General features: G+C 49.6%; 20 protein-coding genes, 1 tRNA gene and 1 pseudogene. 19 read left to right on the top strand and 3 right to left on the bottom strand.

Features of this window, described 5'->3' with window-relative positions; genetic code table 11:
* Positions 1 to 46 precede the first annotated feature (46 nt).
* From mnmE to rsmG, 3 genes are read left to right on the top strand one after another with little or no spacing between them, the layout of a single operon-like run.
* A complete protein-coding gene (gene mnmE, locus ACI6NM_RS10125) occupies positions 47 to 1423 on the top strand; it encodes a tRNA uridine-5-carboxymethylaminomethyl(34) synthesis GTPase MnmE (protein ID WP_262563103.1) in 1377 nt (458 codons plus the stop codon).
* Between the two features lie 22 nt (positions 1424 to 1445).
* Positions 1446 to 3347, top strand: coding sequence for a tRNA uridine-5-carboxymethylaminomethyl(34) synthesis enzyme MnmG (gene mnmG, locus ACI6NM_RS10120; protein ID WP_337811118.1), 1902 nt, complete (start codon positions 1446 to 1448; stop codon positions 3345 to 3347).
* Position 3348: 1 nt separating this feature from the next.
* On the top strand, positions 3349 to 4077 hold the full coding sequence (gene rsmG / locus ACI6NM_RS10115; RefSeq protein WP_337811119.1) for a 16S rRNA (guanine(527)-N(7))-methyltransferase RsmG: 729 nt from the start codon (positions 3349 to 3351) through the stop codon (positions 4075 to 4077).
* A gap of 188 nt (positions 4078 to 4265) precedes the next feature.
* Here rsmG and ACI6NM_RS10110 read toward each other — a convergent pair whose 3' ends face one another.
* On the bottom strand, positions 4266 to 5216 hold the full coding sequence (locus tag ACI6NM_RS10110; protein ID WP_337811120.1) for an alpha/beta fold hydrolase: 951 nt from the start codon (positions 5214 to 5216) through the stop codon (positions 4266 to 4268).
* Positions 5217 to 5749: 533 nt separating this feature from the next.
* On the opposite strand from ACI6NM_RS10110, the gene ACI6NM_RS10105 reads away from it, so the two are divergent.
* The 7 genes and pseudogenes from ACI6NM_RS10105 to ACI6NM_RS10075 all read left to right on the top strand — a co-directional run bounded on the left by ACI6NM_RS10105 (position 5750) and on the right by ACI6NM_RS10075 (position 11664).
* Positions 5750 to 6508 carry a methyltransferase domain-containing protein gene (locus tag ACI6NM_RS10105; RefSeq protein WP_438500860.1) on the top strand — a complete coding sequence of 253 codons (759 nt, stop codon included), beginning with the start codon at positions 5750 to 5752 and terminating at the stop codon, positions 6506 to 6508.
* 324 nt (positions 6509 to 6832) lie between these two features.
* Positions 6833 to 7033 carry a hypothetical protein gene (locus ACI6NM_RS10100; protein ID WP_438500859.1) on the top strand — a complete coding sequence of 67 codons (201 nt, stop codon included), beginning with the start codon at positions 6833 to 6835 and terminating at the stop codon, positions 7031 to 7033.
* A gap of 670 nt (positions 7034 to 7703) precedes the next feature.
* A complete protein-coding gene (locus ACI6NM_RS10095; protein WP_022272816.1) occupies positions 7704 to 8474 on the top strand; it encodes a ParA family protein in 771 nt (256 codons plus the stop codon).
* Positions 8474 to 9460, top strand: a complete 987-nt coding sequence (locus ACI6NM_RS10090) for a ParB/RepB/Spo0J family partition protein (protein ID WP_337811195.1) — start codon at positions 8474 to 8476, stop codon at positions 9458 to 9460. Before ACI6NM_RS10095 ends, ACI6NM_RS10090 begins: the two co-directional genes overlap by 1 nt.
* A gap of 44 nt (positions 9461 to 9504) precedes the next feature.
* Positions 9505 to 10011 (top strand): annotated as a pseudogene (locus ACI6NM_RS10085) (DUF4446 family protein); the annotation flags it as partial.
* A gap of 239 nt (positions 10012 to 10250) precedes the next feature.
* Positions 10251 to 11150 (top strand): DUF3881 family protein, encoded by a 900-nt coding sequence (locus ACI6NM_RS10080; protein WP_158359180.1) that lies wholly within the window; start codon positions 10251 to 10253, stop codon positions 11148 to 11150.
* A gap of 437 nt (positions 11151 to 11587) precedes the next feature.
* Positions 11588 to 11664: transfer RNA gene (locus tag ACI6NM_RS10075), tRNA-Arg, on the top strand.
* A gap of 230 nt (positions 11665 to 11894) precedes the next feature.
* Here ACI6NM_RS10075 and ACI6NM_RS10070 read toward each other — a convergent pair.
* Positions 11895 to 13325, bottom strand: coding sequence for a site-specific integrase (locus ACI6NM_RS10070; RefSeq protein WP_009257964.1), 1431 nt, complete (start codon positions 13323 to 13325; stop codon positions 11895 to 11897).
* 21 nt (positions 13326 to 13346) lie between these two features.
* Entirely contained in the window at positions 13347 to 13556 is a 210-nt protein-coding gene (locus tag ACI6NM_RS10065) for a helix-turn-helix domain-containing protein (protein WP_009257965.1), read from the bottom strand.
* Between the two features lie 940 nt (positions 13557 to 14496).
* Here ACI6NM_RS10065 and ACI6NM_RS10060 point away from each other — a divergent pair.
* The 9 genes from ACI6NM_RS10060 (at position 14497) to ACI6NM_RS10020 (ending at position 24847) form a co-directional block, all read left to right on the top strand.
* Positions 14497 to 15561 (top strand): YqaJ viral recombinase family nuclease, encoded by a 1065-nt coding sequence (locus ACI6NM_RS10060; RefSeq protein ID WP_009257966.1) that lies wholly within the window; start codon positions 14497 to 14499, stop codon positions 15559 to 15561.
* Between the two features lie 17 nt (positions 15562 to 15578).
* The gene (gene recD2 / locus ACI6NM_RS10055) at positions 15579 to 17852 is read left to right on the top strand and encodes an SF1B family DNA helicase RecD2 (RefSeq protein ID WP_009257967.1); all 2274 of its coding nucleotides are present in this window, start codon (positions 15579 to 15581) and stop codon (positions 17850 to 17852) included.
* Positions 17853 to 17915: 63 nt separating this feature from the next.
* Positions 17916 to 18986, top strand: a complete 1071-nt coding sequence (locus ACI6NM_RS10050; protein ID WP_242869072.1) for a hypothetical protein — start codon at positions 17916 to 17918, stop codon at positions 18984 to 18986.
* Positions 18987 to 19025: 39 nt separating this feature from the next.
* Positions 19026 to 19436: a CHC2 zinc finger domain-containing protein gene (locus ACI6NM_RS10045; protein WP_438500858.1), complete on the top strand. Its 411-nt coding sequence runs from the start codon at positions 19026 to 19028 to the stop codon at positions 19434 to 19436.
* 247 nt (positions 19437 to 19683) lie between these two features.
* Positions 19684 to 20817, top strand: a complete 1134-nt coding sequence (locus tag ACI6NM_RS10040) for a YodL domain-containing protein (RefSeq protein WP_438500857.1) — start codon at positions 19684 to 19686, stop codon at positions 20815 to 20817.
* A 35-nt stretch (positions 20818 to 20852) separates the two neighbouring features.
* Complete coding sequence (locus ACI6NM_RS10035) at positions 20853 to 21068, top strand: hypothetical protein (RefSeq protein WP_227144128.1); 216 nt, start codon at positions 20853 to 20855, stop codon at positions 21066 to 21068.
* A 76-nt stretch (positions 21069 to 21144) separates the two neighbouring features.
* Positions 21145 to 22095 (top strand): Cas9 inhibitor AcrIIA9 family protein, encoded by a 951-nt coding sequence (locus ACI6NM_RS10030; RefSeq protein WP_009257971.1) that lies wholly within the window; start codon positions 21145 to 21147, stop codon positions 22093 to 22095.
* 12 nt (positions 22096 to 22107) lie between these two features.
* Positions 22108 to 22653, top strand: a complete 546-nt coding sequence (locus tag ACI6NM_RS10025) for a DUF7666 domain-containing protein (RefSeq protein WP_009257972.1) — start codon at positions 22108 to 22110, stop codon at positions 22651 to 22653.
* Between the two features lies 1 nt (position 22654).
* Positions 22655 to 24847: a PcfJ domain-containing protein gene (locus ACI6NM_RS10020; RefSeq protein ID WP_009257973.1), complete on the top strand. Its 2193-nt coding sequence runs from the start codon at positions 22655 to 22657 to the stop codon at positions 24845 to 24847.
* Positions 24848 to 24879 lie beyond the last annotated feature (32 nt).

Here is a 24879-nt window from a genome sequence, read left to right as displayed (position 1 = left end):
AGGACGATAATTGAGGAAAAATGCCCTGGAACAGGAGAAGAGTATGATTCATACGGATACCATTGCGGCCATTGCCACAGCCATGGGAAATTCCGGCATCGGCATTGTACGGATCAGCGGCCAGGAGGCCGTGGCGGTTGCCGACCGGATCTTTAAGGAAAAAGGAAAACAGGAGACGCTGGAGGGATCTCCCAGCCATACGATCCATTACGGATATATTTATGACGGGGACCAGGTGGTGGACGAGGTCCTGGTGATGCTGATGCGGGGGCCAAGGAGCTTTACAGCAGAGGATACGGTGGAGATCGACTGCCATGGAGGCATGCTTGTGACACGGCGGATCCTGGAAACTGTATTAAAGGCAGGCGCCAGGCTGGCAGAACCCGGTGAATTTACAAAACGGGCGTTTTTAAATGGAAGGATCGACCTGTCCCAGGCGGAAGCCGTCATCGACGTGATCAACGCGAAAAATGAGTATGCGCTGAAATCCTCGGTGGGCCAGCTCCGGGGGAGCGTTTCAAAAAAGATCAGGGAATTACGGGAAAAGATCCTGTATGAGATCGCCTTTATTGAATCAGCTCTGGATGATCCGGAGCATATTTCTCTGGATGGCTATGGGGAAAGACTGCTCATCGGAGTCCAGAAAATGGAGCAGGAGCTGTCCAGGCTGATCCGGTCATCAGCCAATGGACGCGTGGTATCGGAAGGGATCCGGACCGTGATCCTGGGAAAGCCCAACGCGGGAAAATCTTCTCTGATGAACGTTTTAGTAGGAGAGGACCGGGCCATTGTGACGGATATAGCCGGGACAACCCGGGATATCCTGGAGGAGCATATTTATCTCCAGGGGATCAGCCTCAACGTGGTGGACACGGCCGGGATCCGTTCCACCAGCGACGTGGTGGAAAAAATTGGCGTGGAGCGGGCCATGGAGGCAGCCAGGGACGCGGACCTTATTATTTATGTGGTGGACGGTTCCAGGGAACTGGATGAAAACGACCTTCAGATCATGGAGCTGATCCGGGAGCGGAAGGCTGTGGTCCTTTTAAATAAGAGCGATCTGGAGCCGGTGGTATCCCTGGAGGAGATCGCGGAAAAATCGGGCCACCGGGTGATCTCCATTTCAGCCAAGGAGGAGACTGGGATCGACCAGTTGGAGGAGGAGATCAAGTCCCTGTTTTACGAGGGGGAGATCGACTTCAACGATCAGATCCTGATCACCAATGTGCGCCACGCGGAGGCCCTGCGGGAAGCCTATGACAGCATCCGTATGGTGGAAAACAGCATCGAAAGCGGAATGCCCGAGGACTTCTTTTCCATCGATCTGATGAATGCCTACGAAAAGCTGGGGCTCATTGTGGGAGAAGCGGTGGAGGATGATCTGGTCAACGAGATCTTCAGCAAGTTCTGTATGGGAAAATAGAGAGTTAGAAAAGAGGAAGTCTATGCCTTTTTTAGAGGAAAGCTATGACATTGCCGTCGTAGGAGCCGGACATGCCGGATGTGAGGCGGCGCTGGCGGCAGCCAGACTGGGATTTGAGACCATTATGTTCACGGTCAGCGTGGACAGTATTGCTCTCATGCCCTGCAACCCCAACATCGGCGGCAGCTCCAAGGGCCATCTGGTGCGGGAACTGGACGCTCTGGGCGGCGAGATGGGAAAAAATATCGATAAGACATTTATCCAGTCCAAAATGTTAAATGAATCCAAGGGGCCGGCGGTCCATTCGCTGCGGGCCCAGGCTGATAAACAGGATTATACCAGTGAGATGCGGCGTGTTCTGGAGAATACGGACCATCTGACCATCCGGCAGGCGGAAATATCGGAAATTTTAACTGAACCGGCAGAAGAGGGCGGAGAGAAAAAGCGGATCACAGGGGTGAAGGCCCTGTCGGGCGCTGTGTACCACTGCCGGGCTGTGGTGCTGGCCACCGGTGTGTATCTGGGAGCCAGATGTGTGTACGGGGACGTGAGCAATCCTACCGGGCCCAACGGCCTTCAGGCGGCCAACCATCTGACGGATTCTCTGAAGGAGCATGGGATCGAGATGTACCGGTTTAAGACGGGGACTCCGGCCCGGGCTGACCGCCGTTCCATCGACTTTTCAAAGATGGAGGAGCAGTTTGGAGATAAACGGGTCGTTCCGTTTTCCTTCTCCACGGATCCGGAGACGGTGCAGAGAGAGCAGGTCTCCTGCTGGCTTACTTATACGAATGAAAAGACCCATGAGATTATACGGGAAAATCTGGACCGTTCCCCACTGTTTTCCGGGGCCATCGAGGGGACTGGCCCCAGGTACTGTCCGTCCATTGAGGATAAGGTGGTAAAATTCCCCGATAAGGAGCGCCATCAGGTCTTTGTGGAGCCGGAGGGACTGTACACCAATGAAATGTATCTGGGCGGCATGTCCAGCTCCCTGCCCGAGGACGTCCAGTACGCCATGTACCGGACGGTGCCGGGGCTGGAGAACGTGAAGATCGTAAGGAACGCCTATGCCATTGAATACGACTGTATCAATCCCAGACAGTTAGACGCATCCCTGGAATTTAAGGCCATCAGCGGCCTGTTTTCCGGCGGCCAGTTCAACGGCAGCTCCGGCTATGAGGAGGCGGCTGTCCAGGGCTTTATGGCCGGTGTCAACGCCGCCAGGAAGCTGCAGGGAAAGGAGCCTGTGATCTTAGACCGCTCCCAGGCGTATATCGGCGTGCTGATCGACGATCTGGTGACTAAAGAAAACCATGAGCCGTACCGGATGATGACCTCCAGGGCCGAATACCGGCTGCTCCTGCGTCAGGACAACGCGGACCTGCGGCTGAGGAAGATCGGTCATGAGATCGGACTTGTGAGCGAGGAGCAGTATCAGTACGTTCTCTGGAAGGAAGAGGCTATACAGAAGGAAATGGATCGTCTGGAAAAGAGGACTGTGGGAGCCGGAGAGCAGGTACAGGACTTTTTAGCACGGCATAACAGCACATTGCTAAAATCCGGCACGACCCTTGCAGAGCTGATCCGGCGGCCGGAGCTGGGATATGAGGCATTAAAGGAGCTGGATCCGGAGAGGCCCAGTCTCCCCTGGGATGTCTGTGAACAGGTTGACATAAATCTTAAATATGCGGGATACATCCGGCGTCAGATGCAGCAGGTGACACAGTTTAAGAAGCTGGAGAGCCGTAAGCTGCCGGTGGATTTTGATTACTCCACTGTGAAAAGCCTCCGGAATGAGGCGGTACAGAAGCTGAACCTTTATCAGCCTTTGAACATCGGTCAGGCGTCCCGGATCTCTGGCGTGTCTCCAGCAGATATTTCGGTCCTCATGGTGTATTTAGAGCAGGCAGGAAGGAGATAGGATGGAAGAGTTTGCAAGACTTCTGGATGCTGGCTGTGAAGAGCTGGGAATCGTTCTCACAGAGAAGCAGAAGGAGCAGTTTTTTAAATATTTTCAGCTTTTAACGGAATGGAACCAGGTGATGAATCTGACGGCCATTACAGAAATGCCGGAGGTGGTCACAAAGCATTTTGTGGACAGTCTCCTGGTGGTAAAGGTGTTCGATGGGATCCGTACAGAGGCGTATTCCTGTATCGACGTGGGGACCGGAGCCGGATTTCCCGGAATCCCCTTAAAGATCGCATTTCCACAGCTTCAGATCACGCTTCTGGATTCTCTGAACAAGCGGGTGGGCTTTTTAAACACCGTGATCCAGGAGCTGGGACTGACGGGGATCACGGCGGTCCATGGAAGGGCAGAGGACTTTGGACGGAACAAAGAGTATAGGGAACAGTTTGATCTTTGTGTATCCAGAGCAGTTGCGAATCTCTCCACCTTGTCGGAATATTGTCTTCCCTTTGTGAAGGCAGGAGGAGAATTCCTTCCTTATAAATCCGGAAAGGTGGAAGAGGAGGCCAGAGAGGCTGAGAGCGCTGTAAAGAAGCTGGGAGGCTCTATGAGAGAGACGAAGACCCTTGTACTTCCCGGGACAGATGTGGACCGGACCTTTGTTCCCATTGATAAAATAAATGTGACTCCGAAAAAATATCCCCGCAAAGCGGGGATGCCTGGAAAGGAGCCGCTGAAATAAAAAAGCCGCCAGAGACGGATCTGGAACATGAGATGTTCCGATCCTTTCTGGCGGTTTTTCTGTGTGTCAGAATACGTTTGCGGCCTGCGGCAGCGGCTTTCGGAAATCAGTCATGTTCCCGGAAATTGGCCGCAGTTTCCGGGAATTATTTTTTAGAAGACCGTTTATACGTTTATAAGCGGGCGGTCCTAATGAAAGAACATATTGACGAGTTTATAAACCTCCTGGGGCTTTTCCAGGTGGGGCAGATGTTTGGTCTCAGGAACTTTGGATGCTTCGATGGCCGGATTGCAAAGTGTATATTCCTGGATGATCTGGTCGATGTCAGGTTCCTCTCCGCCGCCAAGAATGTAAATACTGTTGTCGATCTTCTCCAGGGCCGGACTGATCCGGCATTTGGTATAATTGCAGATCACGCTGGAATAAATGGACTTGGGTGAGTCTCCCAGGTGGGCGGATTCCATATATTTATCCACATAAAATGGCGTCACGTCAAAGGAATTATAGAAATAGCTGGAGGAAAACGCTTCTTCCATATGACTTCTTGCTGACGCAATGTGGTACAGAAGAGTACCTGCAATGGGAAGGTCAATGAGGAATTTATAAAACTTTGCCGATTTGCCCGGGATCTGCGAGCAGGAGGTAAAGCTTTCCGGGTTAATGAACATCAGCTGCTCAAATAAGTCCGGATTATAGCTGCAGGCCATGGTCACCAGGGAGGAGGAACTTCCGGTGGCGATCACATTGGTGCGGCGTCCGATCTCAGATTTAATAAAGTCATTTAAAAGCTGTACATAGAGGAAGTTCGTATAGGTCAGATTGGGCTTTTCTGATCTTCCGCAGCCCAGAAGGTCGATGGTGTAGATCGTATAATTGTCCTTTAAGAATGGGATCAGGTTGTCCCATTCACAGCCGCTGGATGCATGGGTTAGATCATGGATCAGAAGAAGGGGTTTTCCGGTACCAGTTTTTGTATAATAAATATCACCGAGACGCCATTTATAGATGGAGGGCTCCGGGTGGCTCAGCAGCTTCTTGGATGTGGCAGATACCTTAATGTATTTGTTGATCAGAGCAGTACCGGCAGCAGTTCCTGCAGCCAGAAGGACCGCTGTGATGATCTTATTTTTAGATTTCATAATATGAACCTCCTGAAAAGAGAGTCTGTGGATCCTTTCCCCCTATTATAATATAGGCGGCATGGCATGACAATAGGATTGTGAAAAAACATGGCTATGGAAAATACTGGATCGTGTTTCATGTTTCACGTGGAACATTGGGTCATGTTTTTACATTTGTGTTTCACGTGAAACATTGGATGGGTTTCGGATGGGGGGGAGAGACGGATATAAAAAATAGTATTAGAATTTGTGCCGTCAAAAAGTATTGACCTGTGAAATTCCTTGCAAATACTGAATTTTTAAGGGAGTCAGGTGCGGAAAATTGCTATTATTTTTGATTCTTTGGTCTCAAAATGGTGCCCGGATCTCCCATAGAGATATAAAACGATACGGGCAGATATAAGAAAAGCCATACTATTTGAGGGCGAAAGCACTCGTCGATCTCGTTCGGTTGTTGCTTAGAGAGCAGGAATAAAATCAAAAATCATATATGTGATATAATGTGTGTGTTGAGCAAGATTGAGAATCTAAAGTGTGTAAAGGAGAAAGTCATGGAGTTTAGAAAAGTATTTGATACAATTCCAGAACAATTTGATAAGTATAGGCCCCGATATAGTGAGAAGTTGTTTGCGGAGCTGGTTTCCTATGCCGATATCAAACCAGGCAAAAAAATATTGGAACTTGGTCCAGGAACAGGTCAGGCTACAGAACCAATTTTAAATACTGGATGCGATTATTACGCGATTGAACTTGGCGGGAATTTGGCTGATATGATGAAAAGAAAATACGGAAAGTTTGCAAACTTTGATATTGTAAACGCTGACTTTATCATACACGATTTTGGAGATCAGAGATTTGATATGATTTATTTTGCAGCAACCATACAATGGATTCCAGAGGATATAGCCTTTCAGAAAACGTTCGATTTGTTAAATCCTGGCGGGGTGCTTGCAATGCTTTTGACGAAAGCGGACTATAAAACGCCGAATGAAGAGCTTTACAATAAAATACAGCAAGTTTATTCAGCTTATTTTAAGCCTAATATAGAATATAAACAGGGTTCGTTTGTTTATTCAAACGCTGTAAATTACGGATATGTAGATTTTGAAAAACGTGAATATCATGGCAAGCGAGAATTTACAACAGATGAATACATTGCCTTTTGCGGAACGCATTGCGACCATATTGTACTTTCTGAACCGTATAAGAGCAAGTTTTATGATGGTCTTAAATGTGCAGTAAACGAAGCTGGAGGAAAGGTTATATTTTTTGACACGTATGTGATGTACTTGGCGAAAAAGCCGATTTAATGATATTAAGAAGTATAAAAAACGGCTTAAATTTGCTTAAGGGCTTGTGATCAATTCCAATAAGCAATGATTTTTCCTTCTGCAAAAGACAAGAATGGCAGTTTTTGCGGAAAGGGATAACCTAGACAGACAGCAGCTTGCTTTGAAATATTCGCAGTTAAAGGGTATTTTTGAGGGAAAAGACGGAGGAGAATATAACAGCGGAATATATAACAGGTAGTGTTTCACGTGGAACATCGGATAATAGATATATAGGAGAAGTGAGAATGGAAAGCAGAGCGTTTCACGTGAAACATTCTTGTGGCTAAACAATGAAAGCGGAAAATGAGGTTATCAGGAGATACGATTATTGGAAGATCAGAGGGATGCGAAAATATGGAACTCTGTGGATATGAATTAAGGTTTGAATTATGGGAAACAGAGGGAATCTTTAAGAATAAAAATTTTGGGAGGTTGTCACAAAGAAGATATTCCCCAAAATATACAAATATTGGAGTCCAGACGCAGGGGAGGGGAATTGTGTAAAGCCAAAAAGAGAAGCATGGGTGAGGAAAACAGAGATCAGAAACTTAAATTGAGGTAAAAATTTAGATAGAAGAATAAGAAAGAATTTCATGGAAACAATTTTTATATTGGGGCTAGTGGGATTTTATTCTTTCTGACGTCGGCTTATTCCGCATAATGTGTTCACGAAATTTTCAAAAGTTTTCACAAATACGTTCCATGCTCACTATAAAAACGCTATTTTTCAGTGAGAAGAGGATTTTTTATATACATGATTTTGGATAAGCATAAGATTAAGGAGCATTTTTGAGGTTGCCCTGTACAGATTTCCGATCTTTTCTCCGGAAATCAGCTTTTTATGCCATAGGAAAGTGCGTCCTATGACATAAAGAACGCTCTGCGGGGATCGCCATGCGGCGGAAGGGAATTATGCCGCAGGCGGAGAAGCCCGCAATCGGGATTCTTTCTTGTGCAGCCTGGAAGACAGAAGAAAATACAAGAAAAAACATTATTGTAGAAAATGTAGGATGTTCCACGTGAAACATCCACATTTTTCTCTTATGAAACCATAGGAAAATGAAATGAAATGTGTTATACTTAAGTCCATGTAACAGTTCAGTGGATGAAATGAGTGTGAACTGGATAAAAAGCAGAATGCGTTTTTGGTCTGTGGAAAGGATACTTGAGATATATGGGACGTATTATAGCGATCACAAATCAGAAGGGCGGAGTTGGAAAAACGACTACGGCGATCAATCTTTCGGCCTGCCTTGCAGAAGCGGGGCAGAGGGTGCTGACTGTGGATTTCGATCCTCAGGGCAATGCCACCAGTGGGTTGGGACTGGAAAAAGGAAATATTGATAATACGGTGTATGAACTGCTTATGGGAGAGTGCCAGGTGGGGGACTGTATCATGCCCAGCGTGCAGGAGCGCCTGGATGTGATGCCATCTGATGTGGATCTTTCGGGAGCAGAGATCGAGCTTCTGGATATGAAGGATAAGGAGAATATCCTGAAGGAAAATCTGAATCTGGTAAAAGATAACTATGATTTTATCATCATTGATTGTCCACCTTCTTTAAGCCTGCTGACGATCAATGCTCTGACGGCTGCCAATACGGCGCTGATCCCTATCCAGTGTGAATACTACGCCCTGGAGGGCCTGAACCAGGTTTTAAAGACTGTGAATCTGGTACAGAAAAAACTGAATCCGGAGCTGGAAGTGGAAGGCGTGGTCTTCACCATGTATGATTCCAGAACCAATCTTTCACTGGAAGTAGTGGAAAATGTAAAAGAACATCTGAATGAGAATATTTATAAAACGATCATTCCAAGAAACGTCCGTCTGGCGGAGGCCCCCAGTTATGGCATGCCCATCAATATGTATGACAGCCGGTCCACTGGTGCAGAAAATTACAGGCTTCTGGCCGCGGAAGTCATAAGCAGAGGAGAAGAGGTATAATGGCGAAAAGGGGATTGGGAAAAGGCCTGGGAGCCCTGTTTGGTGAAGAAGTCACGTTGGAAGAAAATGCAGCTGTAAAGGAAGAAAAGCCTTCGGCTGCGGAGAAAAAAGAAAAGGGAAAAACATCCTCTGGCACCGGAAACGGGAAAAAAGCAGAAAAGATCATTGTTGAAAAGATCGTAGAAAAGCCAGTGGAGCAGAAATTAAAGGTATCATTGATCGAACCCAATGGGACACAGCCCCGTAAAAATTTTGATGAGGCTGCGCTCCAGGAGCTGGCAGATTCCATTAAGACGTATGGAGTGCTTCAGCCGCTGATCGTCCAGAAAAAGGACAGTCATTATGAGATCATAGCCGGGGAGCGCCGGTGGAGAGCGGCCAAGCTGGCCGGACTTACCGAGGTCCCTGTGATGATCCGTGAATATGATAAGCAGAAGACCATGGAGATCGCACTGATCGAAAATGTACAGCGCGCTGATCTGAACCCTATCGAGGAAGCGCAGGCGTATCAGCGGCTGATCCAGGAATTCCATCTGACTCAGGAGGAGATCGCGGCCCGCGTTTCAAAAAACAGAGCCACGGTTACCAACAGTATGCGTCTTCTGAAGCTGGATGACAGGGTACAGCAGCTTCTGATCGATGAAAAGATCTCCAGCGGCCACGCCCGTGCCCTTCTGGGACTGGAAAATGGGGAACGCCAGTTCCAGACTGCCCAGAAAATCGTAGAGGAAAGATTAAGCGTCCGCGATGTGGAGAAGCTGGTGAAGCTCTTAAACCGCCCGGAGAAGCCAAAGAAAGAAGCGGAAACGGGGCCGGACATCAATCTGATCTACCGGCAGATCGAGGACAAGCTGAAGTCCATTATGGGCACTAAGGTTCTTATCAACAGGAAGGATAAAAATAAGGGCAGGATCGAGATCGAGTATTACTCCCAGGAGGAACTGGAACGGTTGATCGAGATGATGGAGTCCATAGCCAGGCAATAAAAATTAAATTCTGTAAATAAGGAAGGACAGAAGACAGAAAATATATGGAAAATAGTCTATTGTATCATCTTCCCATCGATCCAATGCTTCTGATCGTGGGATTTTCCGTACTATCGGTGGTTTTACTGATCGCCGTGATCGTCTGTATTGTTAAAATGAATAAGCTGTACCGGCGTTATGATCTTTTCATGCGTGGAAAGGATGCAGAAACGCTGGAGGATACGCTGGAGGATATCCTGGAGGAATTAAAGGAAAGCCAGTCCAGGGACCGGGCCAGCAAGGACGCTATGAAACGGCTGTCCAAGCAGGTAAAGGATTCATTCCAGAAATTTGGATTTGTCAAATATAATGCTTTTAAGGGAATGGGCGGGAATCTCAGCTTTGTCATCGCCATGCTGGACGGAAATAACACCGGCTTTGTCCTGGATGTGGTACACAGCCGGGAGGGCTGCTATATCTATCTGAAAGAGGTGGAGGAAGGGGCCACAGAGGTACTTCTGGGAAGTGAAGAGCAGGAGGCCCTGGAGCAGGCTCTGGGTTACGTGAAACGTCCGTCTATCTCAGATGGGGACGGAAAAAGAGGACGGAGAGAAAAGACAGAAGACGTGTATTCCGGCTCTGGAGAACAGTCCATTGAGATTTCCGGAAGTGAGAGAAATAAGAGCGAGCGGATGAAGAAACTGAGGAGACAGCAGCGGGAGGCCATCGGGGCGGATATGGACGAGATCATGGACATGGAAGACATGGATGGCGTGGAGCCCGAAAGGAATGAAGGGGAATATTAATCTATATGCATAAATTCTTGCGTGCGGCTGGCTTCAGCATGTACCAGAAGAAAAAGGATATTGAAAAGCTTCTGGATCTGCTGGAGACGCAGCCATCAGTGACAAAATGTGTTCAGATCGATGAGGAGACCAACGTTTGCGAGATGCGGACGGAGATCGCCCCCGGCATCGGGCTTTCCATTGTAGGTGAGCTGAACGAGGAAGGAGACTTTGAAAGGGAGTTTTACTTTCCCTATGTGGAATGTGCCCAGGAAAGTTCCACAGCAGAATGTTCGGTCCAGAGACATGTGGAAAAGGAAACGTATGCCGGTATGGTGGACGAATCCTGTGTGGGGATCTCACTGATCTTCTACGTACAGAACTTCCTGGATTACAGGGAGAAGGTACTGAAAAAGGGAGAGGCCTTTAAGATCCGCTCCATCAGCCTGGCTGGATTTTCCACTGGCGGGAAGATCCTTCTTCCCATCAAAAAGACCCAGAAGCAGATCCAGATGGCAAAGGTGGCGGCTAAAAACAGGAATAATCTGATTGAGGCGGCGAAAAATGGCGACGAGGACGCCATGGAAACGCTGACCATTGAGGATATCGACCTGTATTCTAAGATCTCCCGCCGTGCCATGAAGGAGGACCTGTATTCCATCATCGATTCCTGCTTTATGCCATGCGGGATCGAATGCGATCAGTACTCTGTCATTGGAGAAATTAAAGAAATTCAGAAAATTAAGAATAAATATACAAATGAAGAAATATACTGGCTGAATCTGGAGTGCAGCGACCTGAATTTCATTATCTGCATCAATGGCAAGGATCTTCTGGGAGAGCCGGCCGTGGGACGGAGGTTCAAGGGACAGATCTGGATGCAGGGGATCCTTAATTTCCAGGAACTTGGGCGTACAGGGAACTAGATGGCGGTTATGCCTGGGGGTGTTGGGAAGGATTGGATCTTGGGCTGTGATGGAGACTTGGAGTTTTTGGCTTTTTTGATTTTCGCTTTTTAGGTGATTTTTGCTGGCGTTTTGCTTGACATTCCTTGATGGGTTTGATAAAATAATACGAGGAGTGTTGAGTTAAATGGATGATCCGAATAGGAAAACCCATTGCTCAACTGAATATTGTCTCCGTAGCTCAGTAGGATAGAGCGTTCGCCTCCTAAGGTTGCGTTACAACGGCCACCTCAAAAAAAACTAAATAAGGGATTGCAGTTCGACTTTGATCGGGCTATAATCATATATCAGACACGTCCATATAGCTCAGCTGGATAGAGCACACGCCTCCTAATAATCAGGTCATCAAAGTCCTGGGAGGCGGATCGCTCCATCCTTGACCATGAAAAATCGAATATGTCTCCGTAGCTCAGTTGGATAGAGCACACGCCTCCTAAGCGTGGGGCCGGCAGTTCAAATCTGCCCGGGGACGCCATAAATGCCGTAACCGCAAGAGGTTGCGGCATTTTCCTTATCTTTTTTCGCTACGAGGATTAGAACAGATTTCCTTTTTATCATTGGTTAGAGTGGAGACTTCTTACTCCCATCTGCTCAAATTTCCATCACAGGACTCGAACGATTTTTATGCCAAACTTGAAAAAACTGCTCATTTTGCTAATGAGCACTGCCGCAGCGTTTTATGTCGTCTCATGCTTTCCTGTGTATTTATGCACCAATCAGTTTTTTTGCTAACTGATTCATAATCTGTTCTCCATACTGCTCAACAAACTTTTTCGTGAAGGCATCCATGAGTTCGGGTTTAGCCTCCAATTGCTTCAGCAGAATTTCAGAGTCAGGTTCAGCAACGGCGCTTTCTGCGCGAAGCCTTTGCTCAACGCCACGCAAATCCGCGTTCGCATAAAAGGCCATTTCGAATTTCTGGGCGTTGACCTTCCGATCCTCATCCAAGATGTGTGCGTAAACTTGGGTAACCATGTCGCTTTGTGCATGACCGGTATCACCCTGCGTTGCCTTAACATCTCCCTTATTGATTTTCAGCTTATAAGTTGTGCTGGAGTGACGGAGAGAATGAAAAACAACATTTGGAAGACCAGCGGATTTTTTCAATCGTTCAAACTGATTTCCAATAATCCGATCTTCACAGGGGCGGCCCGTTTCCTGCGCCAAAACCAGATTGTAGTCGATATAGTCATCGCCCATAAACTCCTTGAGCTTGTCCTGCTTCTCTTTCCATTCCCGCAAGATAAAGGCAAGAGTTCGCGGAATCCAAACCTTACGAATGCTGCTTTCTGTTTTAGGCTTTTTCAAAACGAGCCGCGTAGAAGACTTCCCGCCCATCAAGCGCGGGAATACAAAGAGGATGTCCTTTTCGCCAACTGCGTTGATAGCCTTCTGGTCAACACGGGCCAGCTCTTTTTCAATCCAGACGAAGGCATCATCCCGAGCGATTTCTTCATCTGATATATGAACACAGTCCCATGTAAGGCCGGTGATTTCGCCCATCCGCATGGAGCAGGCAAAGGCCAGGTTGATTGCGACATACAGCTTTCCATCCGAGCAGTGGTTGAGAGCATCTCGAATAATATCGGCAGTCCAGATGGCTCTGACCTTTTTCTCCCGCTTGGGCAAGATTGCATCCTCGAACGGATTTTTACCAATAATGTCCCAGCGGACAGCCTGATGAAATGCACAGCGCATCAGCTTAATAATCTTTTCAATGGTGCATGGCGTAACAAAGTCTGTCCGTGCATGTCTGTATGGAGTTTCGATTGGAGGCGTTTTCTGCAGCTTCTGGATGAATTGGTCCACTGACCTGCGATTGATGTCCTGCACAATTTCGTCCCCAATCAACGGGTTAATGTAATTGCTGATTAAGCCATTATTAGAAGCATAAACAGACAGTCCCCATCTTTTGGTTCCATATAGTTCTACAAAGTCTCGCAGAAAATCTTTTACGGTCAGTTCACTGGGCGGAATAAAAGTGCCGTTATTGATCTCATTTTCCACCGCGGCTTTCCGCTTCAACGCCTCTTTTTTGGTTATAAAAGTTTCCCACTTCTGTTTCTTCTCACCTTTTGAGTCATCATAGGTGTAGACAACAGCATATTTCTTACCGCGTTTCTGTATTGATGCCATAGTTGTAGGCTCCCTTCCAAATCAATCGGAACCATCAAGCCATTCGTCAAAGGACTTTCTGGAAATCCTCAATTTAGTCCCTATGCGTACAGATTTGAATGCTCCGCTGGCGCACAGGTTATAAATGGAGCGTTTGCTGACGCCCAGGATCTCAGCAGCCTCTGAAACGGAATAGCTCCGTTTTTCTGCATTATTCCGATCTGTGTTTTCAAGAAATTGTTTATCAGCCACGAATAGCCTCCTTTCTGTGTGGCCGACAAAGAAGCCTACGATTCCCTACATATATCATATACGCTTTCTCTGCCGCCACATCAACAAAAAAGTAAAAAACAAGGCGTTCGATTCCAAATATTTAAGTAAGCTGTCCCAGGTCACTTCCTGCGCCGGGGCTTTCCGCCGCGTATTGCCAGGGCCTGCTATGCAGTATTTCAACCGTGGGTGAGCACACAAAGTCTCCGCACACTATCCGCGCTCCCTGTATAACCCCTGAAACAGAGTTATTCTTTTTTCAAAGTACAAAGGCGTACAGATCAGCATGGAACATCCTGCTATATCTGTACGCCCTATAAATAGGAAAATGGTGCAGGAATTTCTGCACACATTACATGCTTTCTCAAAAACTTTTGAGAAAGTAAAAGCACGCGCCCGAAACACCAAATATAGATATTCATTCTTGACTAAATCAATATATTGTGCTATCCTGTACTTGTAATTGATTTTTGTGCGTTCCCCATGTGGGATACAGATCTTGTATCTGTACGGCAAGGCTCAAAGCCCTGCATTGCACACGCAGTTAAGATTGTATTTGTGCCAGTAGTATTGCTGCGCCCATTCGGGCCAGTATATTACTGGCTTTTTTTATTTTTCGGGGTTTCCCCATCAGCGAGGATGACATTGGTTCATAGGCAACTATGGACAACAGGCGTTTTGCCCTTTGTCATGCTCGCTTTTTTGTCGCCCAAATGCCGGAAACGGCTTTGAGGATATATCAAACTACAGAAAGGCAGGTAACACGCATGAATGTAAAAAAGCGAAGGCAGGAGCCTAGGGCAAAAAGGAAATGGCCTTTGGAGAACTGGCAGCATCAGAAGGTGCCCAAATCCAGCCAAGTCCATAGTCCAATGATTCGAGTACACGCTATTCCCCGCCGAACACGGAGGGGGTGCTAAAGATGCCGGCGAGCAATGTAGCCGCCGAAAAGCGAAGTCAACCCCAAATTTTGGTGGAAACGGCGGGCCTGTCCGAAGAGAAATGGCTTGCATACCGCCGGAAAGGGATTGGCGGCAGTGATGTGGCGGCTCTGCTGGGAATTTCACCCTGGCGGACGGCAAGAGACCTCTACTTTGACAAGTTGAATATTGTAGCGGTCGAAGATAATGAGGACAACTGGGTTGCTCTGGAAATGGGGCACCTGTTGGAGCCGTTGGTGGCGAAGATATTCCAACACCGCACAGGGTACAAGGTCTATCAGATCAAAAAAATGTTCCAGCACCCACAGTATTCGTGGATGCTGGCCGATGTGGACTATTTTGTGGAATTGCCGGATGGCAGTACCGCAATTCTGGAGATTAAAACGACAAATTATAACGCAAGGGATAACTGGTGGCTAAACGGTGAAGAAACTGTTCCCGTCTATTATGAAACCCAAGGGCGGCACTATATGGCTGTCATGAATGTGGATCGCTGCTTCTTCTGCTGCCTGTATGGCAACAACGAGGAAGAAACCATTATTCGTGAAATCCGGCGGGATGAGTCCTATGAGGAGGAGATGATTTTCCTGGAGCAGTATTTCTGGGAAAACCATGTTCTTACCAGGACGCCGCCGCCTTATACCGAAGATGGTGATCTGGTGCTTGAAAGCGTGCGCCGGCATACGGGCTCCGCGGATCAGGATGCCCCCGTTGTAACGCTTGATTTGAGCCTGACAGCCAAATTGATGCGCTATCTCCAGCTCCAAGAGCAGAAGAAACTCACGGAAGCAGGCAGCAAAGAGATCGAGGCGGATATGAAGCGGCTGAAGGCGGCGCTGGTTGCGGAAATGGGCAAGAGCTGCAAGGCCGTTTGCCAACAGGATGGGGTGAACTATATTGTCACCTACAATCCAGTGAGAACGCCCGGCATTGACAAAGACAATCTGATACGGCTGAAGCTGGACCACCCTGATATTTACGAGCAGTATGTAACCGTTTCAGAATCCCGAAGGTTCAGTGTGAAAATTGATACCAAGACGGCATGAGAAAGGAGGAAAATGATTTGATCCATAGAGGAACTTATGATGGGACAATTTACTATAATCCTGCAAATAAGTTCTGCATCATCAGTGTAAAAACCGCGGAGAAGGATGTACCCGAAGAAGCCAGGTCTATCCGCCGACGCAAGGATCATCTGATTCGGTTTGTGGCAACCGGCTACGAACTGCCCCGCACAGATGCGGTAGAACTGGAACTGGATGGCGAATGGAAAAAAGGAAAGTATGGGATGCAGCTTCAGGTGGAGCAGTGGCATGAAATTGTCCCTCAAACCAAGAGTGGAGTGGAAGGCTATCTGGCCTCTGGCCTTATCAAAGGCATTGGGCCGGCGCTCGCCAAACAGATCGTATCACGCTTCGGCGTGGAGACACTGGACATTCTGCAAAATCGCCCGGAGCGGCTGCTGGAGATCAAGGGCATCACGGAGAACAAGCTGGAGGCCATCAAGACCTCATATGCAGAGAGCCGGATGTTGCAAGACCTGATGACGCTGCTCTCCCCGTTCAAGATTACACCGAAAACAGCGCAGAAGATTTATCAGTTTTTCGGCCCGGCCAGCGTGGACATTTTGAAAAAGAGTCCGTTTGAGCTTTGCCAAATATCCGGTTTTGGCTTTTTAAGGGTGGATGCCATCGTTCAGAAAAACGGAGGCGACCTGCGCGCCCCTATGCGAATCAAAGGCGCCTTGTTCTGGGCGTTGGAGGATAGCAAGGGGAAAAACGGACATTTGTTTTTGACCAGTGAGGCTTTGCAAAAAGAGGCGCTCCAATTACTCAACGCTAAAATCCCTATTCCTTCGCTTCGGCTCCATGCACAAGAGGTCAGCGATGTCCTCGAAGATATGATCCTGCATGGAGAGGTCGTATCCGTCAAAGGAGACATTTATCTTCCCCGTGTGTTTGCACAAGAGGATGAAACCGCCCGCCGGATTGCGATGCGTGTGGTGGAGCCTCCTGCTCCGGAGAAGATCGAACAAATTTTGGAGCAGGTCAAACGAGAAATTGGATTGGCGCTGTCCTCAAAACAGGAAGCGGCTGTGTATGCAACCTATCGCCACAATCTTTCCATCATCACAGGCTCCCCGGGCACCGGCAAGACAACCGTGCTGAAAACAATTTTGGAGGTCTACCGCCGCCTGCATCCCCAGGGAGAGATCGCCTTGATGGCGCCGACAGGCCGAGCCAGCCGGCGTATGGCGGAAAGCACCGGGGTTGATAAGGCCAAAACGCTGCACAGCATTTTGGGGCTCGCCAGCGAGGAAGATGAAATAAAACGCAACAACACCCAAGAGCCGCTTTCGGCCGATTTGATCATTGTGGACGAGTTTTCCATGGTGGACATGTGGCTGGCAAATAAATTTTTCTCACGCATCAAAGGTGGAGCACGGGTCATTCTTGTCGGAGACCCGGATCAGCTTCCCAGTGTAGGCGCCGGGAATGTGTTCCGCGAACTGATTGACTGCGGCCTTATCACCGTGACGGTGCTGGATCAGATTTTCCGTCAGTCCAAGGACAGCCTGATCGCCTACAACGCCAAATTCATTAACGAAGGCAACACCAAGCTGTACTACGGCCAGGATTTCGTTTTCATGGCAAGCAACAATCAGGCGGAAGCCGCTGAACGAATTGTTGCCCGCTACTGCCGGGAGATCGAGGAAAGTGGGATTGACCGGGTGCAGATCCTGTCGCCTTTCCGCTCGGATGGCGCGGCCTCTGCGGAACAGCTCAACGAAGCGATCCGCGAAGTGGTTAACCCGTTCCGTTCCGCCGAGGAAGAAATCAAAATCGGTGTCAAGGTATTCAGGGTCAATGACCGGATCATGCAGACCAAAAACACTGCCAAGGTATCCAATGGCGACCTGGGATTCATCCGCTATATCAAAAATGATGAAGATGGAACTCGCGTTGGACTTGACTTCGGTGTGGGCCGTGAGTTGGAGTACGGCATAGAGGATATGGTCAATCTGGACCTCGCCTATGCCACCACGATTCATAAAGCAATGGGCAGCGAGTACGATACGGTCATTATGCCGCTCTTAAAGGCACATACTGTCATGCTCTATCGAAATCTGCTCTACACTGGCATTACCCGCGCAAAAAAGCGTGTGGTGCTCATCGGTCAAAAGCAGGTACTGTTCATGGCAATCCATCGCAACGAGATCGGCAAACGCAACACGCTTCTGGGTGAGCGCATCCACCTGTACTATAAGGCGTACGCCCGGCGGGCCGGTATTCCCGTTCCGGCGGACTTGGAAAAAGAATTGAAGCACGCAGGCTAAAAATGTGACGCAAGGTGCAGAAAAATGCCCGGCGTCCCCTATTTATTATACAGGAAGGAGTTTATGAAGATGAGTGACAACAACAATAATGCAAAAACGATGTACGAGGCCGTTCCTGCCGCTGCGGAACTGAACAAGGTACCGGGGTTTGATCCGCTGAAGTTCCTCCGGCGTGCCGGGGACTCCATGAAATTGGACTTACCCTATCAGAAACTCTGGTTCCGAATGGCACACCCCAACGGGCGTATGCGTCTGACGGCCATGAGGATCACAGAGCAGATGGCGATTTTCGAGGCCAAGGTATTTCTGGACCGCAGTGACGCGGAGCCGTTCAGCGTGAGCGTTGCCCAGCAGACCATGCAGGATAGCAGGGACTTTGTGAAGGCAGCTCAAAATGAGGCGTTGAGCCAGGCCCTTTCGGACGCTGGATTTGGCATCCAGCTTGTGAGCGCCGACACTCATGCCGCTTCCGTACAGAAAGCGGCGCCTGTGAGTAAAACGCAGCCCTCTGCCATTACTCCGCCTGTGAGCACTGTGTTGCCGCAGGAGCCCTCCAGCGCCTCGCAGAAGGCCGCTGTTCTTTCCGAGGGTAATTCCGTTTCCGGGGGCACACAAACGCCACAGAGGGCATCTGAAAACGCAGAAACAGCAAGAACGAAGATTCAGCCTGCAGCAACTCCGGCCCATGAGCAGAGTTTGCCGGTAAGCCCTACTACAAACACGGATACGCTGCCAGCGGATTCCGCGCCAACGACAGAGCAGCCGGAAAACAGCAAGACAGCGGAGGAATTGCCAATTCATCTCCCTGCGGAAGAACTGCCAGTTCAGCGCCCTGCGGAGGATCTGACAGTCGCCAAGGAGGCACAGGAGGTCCCCGAAGCCAAAGTCGTACAAGAGGCCCCTGCATACACCCCGGATATGCCAGTAGAGGATATTCTGAAGGTGATGACGCTGGAACAGGCACAGGAGGTCGTTGTGGACAGCGGCGTATGCCGGGGGCTGACTATCGCAGAGGTGGCGAAGAAGCGGCCTGTCAATCTGCGTTTCTATTTGACTCCGGGCAACAAAAGCAAGGACAACATCGTTCGGGCTGCTGCCCAACTGGTCCTCAATTCACTTCAAAAGGCTGGTTGATGCGAAGCCCTGGCTCGGGTATGAAGGGAGGAATGACAAATGGGCTCATACCCGGATGAATTTCCTTTCGGCATCATGGAAGTTGTCAATCTATTAAACCTACGCATCAGGCGTCAACAGGCGAACAGCGTCTATGTGGACTGCCCGTTCTGCGGTGACCGCCGGGGACGGATGAATGTCAATTTCGTCAAGAATGTCTGGCGGTGCAACTACTGCGATGCACATGGCGGAATGCTGGCGCTGTATGCTGAACTTAACCATACGACTACATCCGATGCCTACTGGGAGATTGCAGAAGCTCTGTGTGACAATATCCAAGAGGAACACGCACGCTCCGGGAATGAAGCCCAACAGCGGCCGGCCAGCCCAAGCCCTTCAACTTCGAGGGGCCTGGGCTGCCCCTGCCGGCCATTCTTCTTCCGAGCGAAAAACAGTACCACAGTCGAATAAGGCCAGTCCAGCGGAGATCCACCAGACGCTATCCCTGCTGCTTGCTCAACTTACGCTGCGGCCGGCACATCGGGAACATCTGCGCTCCCCTAAACGCGGGCTGTCTGATGAACAGATTGACGCACTGGGATTTAAGAGCACCCCACCGCCTTTTCTATGCCGGTCTATTACAGAACGGCTGATCAAGCAGGGCTGCAAGGTGCAGGGAGTGCCGGGCTTTTACCAGGATAACGGTGGACATTGGACTATGGCTTTTTATCAAAAGACAGCCGGCATCCTGATCCCTGCCATCGGCTTTGACGGCATGTTGCAGGGATTCCAGATCAAACTGGATATACCGCTGAAAAACAAGGATGATCCGCCGGAAAAGCCGGGAGCAAAATATATCTGGTTTTCGTCTTCCTCAAAAAAGGGCGGGACAGGATCGGGCAGCCCGGTACATCTGGCAGGAAATCCATCTGCCCGTGTCGTTTATGTGATTGAAGGTCTTTTGAAAGCAGACATCTCCCATTGCCTGACCGGGCGCACTTTCGCCGCGATTGCCGGCGCCAATAACACCAGTCCGTTGGACGCTATGTTCGCGTTGCTGGCGCAGAGTGGTACAGAGGAGATTATCGAAGCCCATGACATGGACAAGTACAACAACAAAATGACCATGGCCGGGGCATCCAAAATTTACTTAATGGCGCAAAAGCACGGCATGAATTGCCGGCGGTTGACTTGGAATCCCAATTATAAAGGGTTTGATGACTGGCAGCTGGCTTTGCGCCAGGGCAGTCAGCGGCAAAAGGAAATTGAAAAGTTGAGTTTCAAAGAGCAGTATCTGCGCGGGCTGTGCAAGCTGGCCCACATTGAGGACTGCGTGGAACAGTGGCAGCACCGGGCCGAGCAAGACATCGGACTGACAGAGTATCTGGGGCTGACAGGGGAGGAACATAAAACCTTCCTGTGCGGCGGCCGGGACGCTCTTGCCGCCCTGTTGGAGCCACAGCGGCGAAAACAAAGGTTTGTACTTTATCAACTTCAACTGGACGAAGAGAACGCGATCCCATTTGCTTTCAAGGATATTACAGCGTTAAAAGCGGCTGGTTATGAACAGCCGCCTGCGGCGATGTACTATGTGGCAGGAAGTGGAGAAATCTACTGCCCAGCGGAGGAATCGGATGACACACTTTTGAAGCGCCTGTTTGCCGACTGCCGGGAGCGGCTGCCTGAAGGCTGCCGCGGGCGGCCAATGGCGGTTTCCGATGTAGTGGAACTGAATCACGGTGCCAAGCGGGCGTATTATTATGTAAGCGGACAAGACCAGTTTAGACAAGTAAAGTTTTCCCCTATGCTCGCAAAGAAGGAAATTCCAGAAAAGACACAAGAGAGGTTTTGATGGTTGTCGTGAGTGAGACAAAGGAGAGCCAGCTTTTGGCACTCCTGGAGCAATGCGTCCATCTGGACGCTGATGTGCGGCCCCGTACAGAAAAAGGCTTTTTCACGGTGACGGTTCCGCCGCCGTGGAACGGTTCAGCGCGCAGGGCGGCTCAAGCAATACAGGATCAAATCAAGGAATGGTCAAAGCAATATCCGAATGTGGTGTGTTACTGCTTTGACGGTTACAGTACATTGGTTTATGTGCTGTAAAACAATGTGGCAAAGGCATGGGATGGGCATTGGCCTGTTCCGTGCCTTTTTATGAAACGACGGAAAGGAGATCACTATGGGATATTTTTCAGAAATGGCGCTGAACAAGCAGGAGGAGCTCGGACTTCCCGCAGAACAGGTATCGGCAGGAAACGCCTTTGAGGATGAGGAAACTTTTGACGAGCTGCCGGTGCCGTCGGCCAGCCATTCAGCGGCTTCCCCTACCGTGGAAACGCCGTCATCGCCCGCATTTGATGCAGACGATGGGGCCGAGGAATTGGCGGAAATGAACGGAGACGATGCTTCCGAGGCAGCGGACACGGATGGGGAGGATGCCGGTAAAGAGCAGGAGGCACCCGCCAAGGCCGATGCAACCACCGATGCGGACGAGGAAAAACGCCGTGCCGAGCATGAGGCGGCTGAAGCCAAGCGTAAAGCAGAATGGGAAGCCCGGCAGGCTGAAAAGAAAAAGGCCGAGCAGGAGCAGCTGGAGCGTCTGGCCGCGATGAGCGACGACGAGGTGGTGAACGCCTCCATGCAGCGGGTCAACGCAGATACAGAAAAACTGACCCGGCGCAACATGAAAGAGTGTGTGGCAGAATTTATCCAGACCAAGTGCCTGGAGGATATTGCTTTCGCACGCCTCACCATGCACCCGCGCAAGTCAATGATCCACTGTTTCCAGTACATCAGCCGCAAGGCGTGGGACTACATTCAGGATGAACTCAAAGCAAGCGGCATTCAGCCAGGTCCGGGCAGCCAAGGGTATGGCTGTGATGTTCCGGACGATTTGTGCTACCAGTGGGCAGAGGATTATTTCCGCGACCCAGACGCCAAAGAGGATCATAAGGAAGAAGAAAAGTTTGTACCGAACCCCTACTATGGAAAAGATTTCGCCAGAACCACCAAAAAGAAGCAGAAGGAAAAGAAAAAGGCAGAAGCCAAACCGAAGCCTGTGCAGAAGGAAAAGCCTGCCAACGATGGTCAACTATCGCTGCTGGATCTCGGCATGACAAAGGCAGGTTAAGGGGGGTGCAGCATGATTGCATATAAAGGATTTCTTCCCGGCCTGATTTGCAGAGGTTACCAGTTCAGGATGGGACTCAATGTAACGGAAAAGGCCAACTGCGCTCATAATGGCTTTCACTGTGCTGAGGACCCGCTGGATTGCTTGCGCTATTACGGAGATATAAACCACGCAGAATACTATATTGTCGATGCTGGCGGAGACATTGACGAAGATGGTGTCGATTCCAAAATTTCCTGTACAGAGTTGACAATTTTGAAACGGCTGACAAAAAAAGAACTCTTCCTCCATGGCCTTGCTTTTATGGCAGACCACCCGAAGCGGAAGTGGAACAGCAATATAAAGGTGGACAAAGCTGAAGCGTGGAATGGCTATGCAGCGGTGCGCGGCGCCGACCCTATTGCAAAAGGGACTCGGAACGGCGATGTACTTGCTTTTGCAAAAGAGGACGGCACTACCGGCGGCATCCAGCAGATCGTGGTGGCGGAGATTGACGGGAAAACGCTCCAACCAGGAATTTGGTATGGAGTGGAGCTTGAAAAAAGGATGGTGAACTAAATTGAAGAAATCTGCACTTCTGGCAATGCCGAAATTGACGGCAACGCCGGAGATGAAACAGGCAGCAATAGCGGATGAGCCGAAACAGCATGAAGGCCCCTATGGCTATCGCTATGTTGAACGGACCTACTATCCATATATGAACTGCGTCGTTCAGGATGGCATCCTCAAAGCGGCTTTTTATCTGCCGGAACATCTGCGGCTGGATGGCAACAATCCTGCTTATGAAGTGTTCCTTGACAAGAAAGCGCACCAGTTTCTGACTTACGACCATTTAGAGAAAAAATGGCGGGACGCCAAACTGGACAGGCTGAATTGGCCGGGGAGAAACTATTATGCCACCTGCTGGGCCAGTGAGAAAGATGCTGCCGTAGTACAGGACTATCTTTGTGGGGAACGCGGCGGTGATCTCGGTATCCTTGATTTTCAGAGAAATGTACGGGACGAACAGTTGGAGCAGAGGCATAAACGAATTACCGGCGCGTGGGATCAGGATCTGGCTCAGGTGCCTGAACTGCCCAAGGATTGGATGCGCTGGATTGATAAGGTGGCTGTGCGGGAAAATTTCATCTTCTATCGCTATAAACGCGGCGGAGCCCAAAACGGTTATTGTACCTTTTGTGGGAAAGAGGTCCCTATATCCGGGCATCCATATCACAATAAGAAAGGACGCTGTGCCTGCTGCCGGCATCCCATTGTATTCAAAGCCCTGGGGCGCGCCGGGTATATTCGGACAGAAAAGGACTATGCTTATCTGATTCAGCGGTGCAAGGATGGCTTTGTTCTCCGTGAATTCTGGGCAGAGAGGACTTACTGGAAAGACAGTCTGCCCTCTGGAAAGCCTTACTGGCATGAGTTTCGCCGTTCGATTTATGACCGCAGTGGAGAAATACGCTCTTACTATTGGGGCGTGTATTGCCAGCGGGAAACACGCTGGATTTCCGGTAATCCCTGCTACTATAGTTACTGTGGCAATCAGACAGGCAGGGTCTATGGCAAGAGCCTTCCCTGCATGGAACAGAAGGAGCTGTTCGGCACTGGCCTTGTGCAGTGGATACGCACCCATCCGGTGACTGATCCGGAAAAGTATTTGGCTGTTTGGAAGCGGATGCCGAAGATGGAGCAGATTTGGAAGGCAGACTTGCCGAGGCTGACAAAAGAATGCTTTGAACATTGTGATTCTGTGCGGGAACGGATACTCTATCCAAATGAGACGCGACTGATTCGAGCATTGGGATTAGACGGCCCCAAATTCCGCCGTCTGCGGCAGATAAATGGCGATACGGAAGACCTGGCATGGTTGCAGCTTGAAAAGCGGACCAATCAACGCATACCGGATGAACTGTTTCGCTGGTTTAAAAAAGAACGGATCAGCGCCAAAGATATTCTGTTCATCGCGGACCGCATGAGTCCGATTCAGATCCGAAACTATCTGCAAAAACAGAAGCCGTATTTTGACGGAAGTTGTCGGCAGGCGTTGACCACATGGCAGGACTACCTTGCTATGGCAGAGCGTCTGCATATCGACACCAGCGATGAAATTATCTATCGTGCGCGTAAATTGCGTCAGCGGCATGATGAACTGGTTATCCAGTGTGAGGCTGGAAGCCTGGAGCTTCAAGCAGAGAACATGGACAAGAAGTACCCCCATGTTCGCTCCATCTGCGAGGAATTGCAGAAAAAGTATGCCTATGCAGATGAAGATTATCTGGTCATTGCCCCTCAAAATACTTTTGATATTATCAAAGAGGGACGGATGCTTCACCATTGTGTCGGAAATGACGGCGCCGGCGAACGGTACTATGACCGCATCGAGCGCCGGGAGAGCTTCATCATGTTTCTGCGCCGAGCGGAGGAACCAGAAGATCCCTATTACACACTGGAGATCGAGCCGGACGGCACTGTGCGTCAAAAACGCACGCTGTTTGACCGCCAGCACGAGGACATCGAGCAGGCGACGGAATTTCTGCAGAAGTGGCAAAAAGTCATTGCGGCACGGCTTACAGGCCAAGATTTGAAGCTGGCCGCGCAGAGCCGCGTCCTGCGCAACGAGGAGTTTATCCAGATGAAGAAAGATCGGGTGGTCATCCATACCGGGCACCTTGCCGGCCATTTGCTGGCAGATGTGCTTTTGGCTGACTTGATGGAAAACAAAGAAATCGTGCAGCAGCAGGAGCTCCCTGCGGCTGCATGATACAGGTGCAATGGCCGGGCGTCCTTTGAGGG

The sequence above is a fragment of the Pilosibacter sp. YYHA0881 genome, from assembly GCF_051602715.1.
Taxonomy (GTDB): Bacteria; Bacillota; Clostridia; order Lachnospirales; family Lachnospiraceae; genus Alitiscatomonas; species Alitiscatomonas aceti.
The sequence above is the reverse complement of the archived record's forward strand: the minus strand, read 5'-3'. Positions and strand labels throughout refer to the sequence as shown.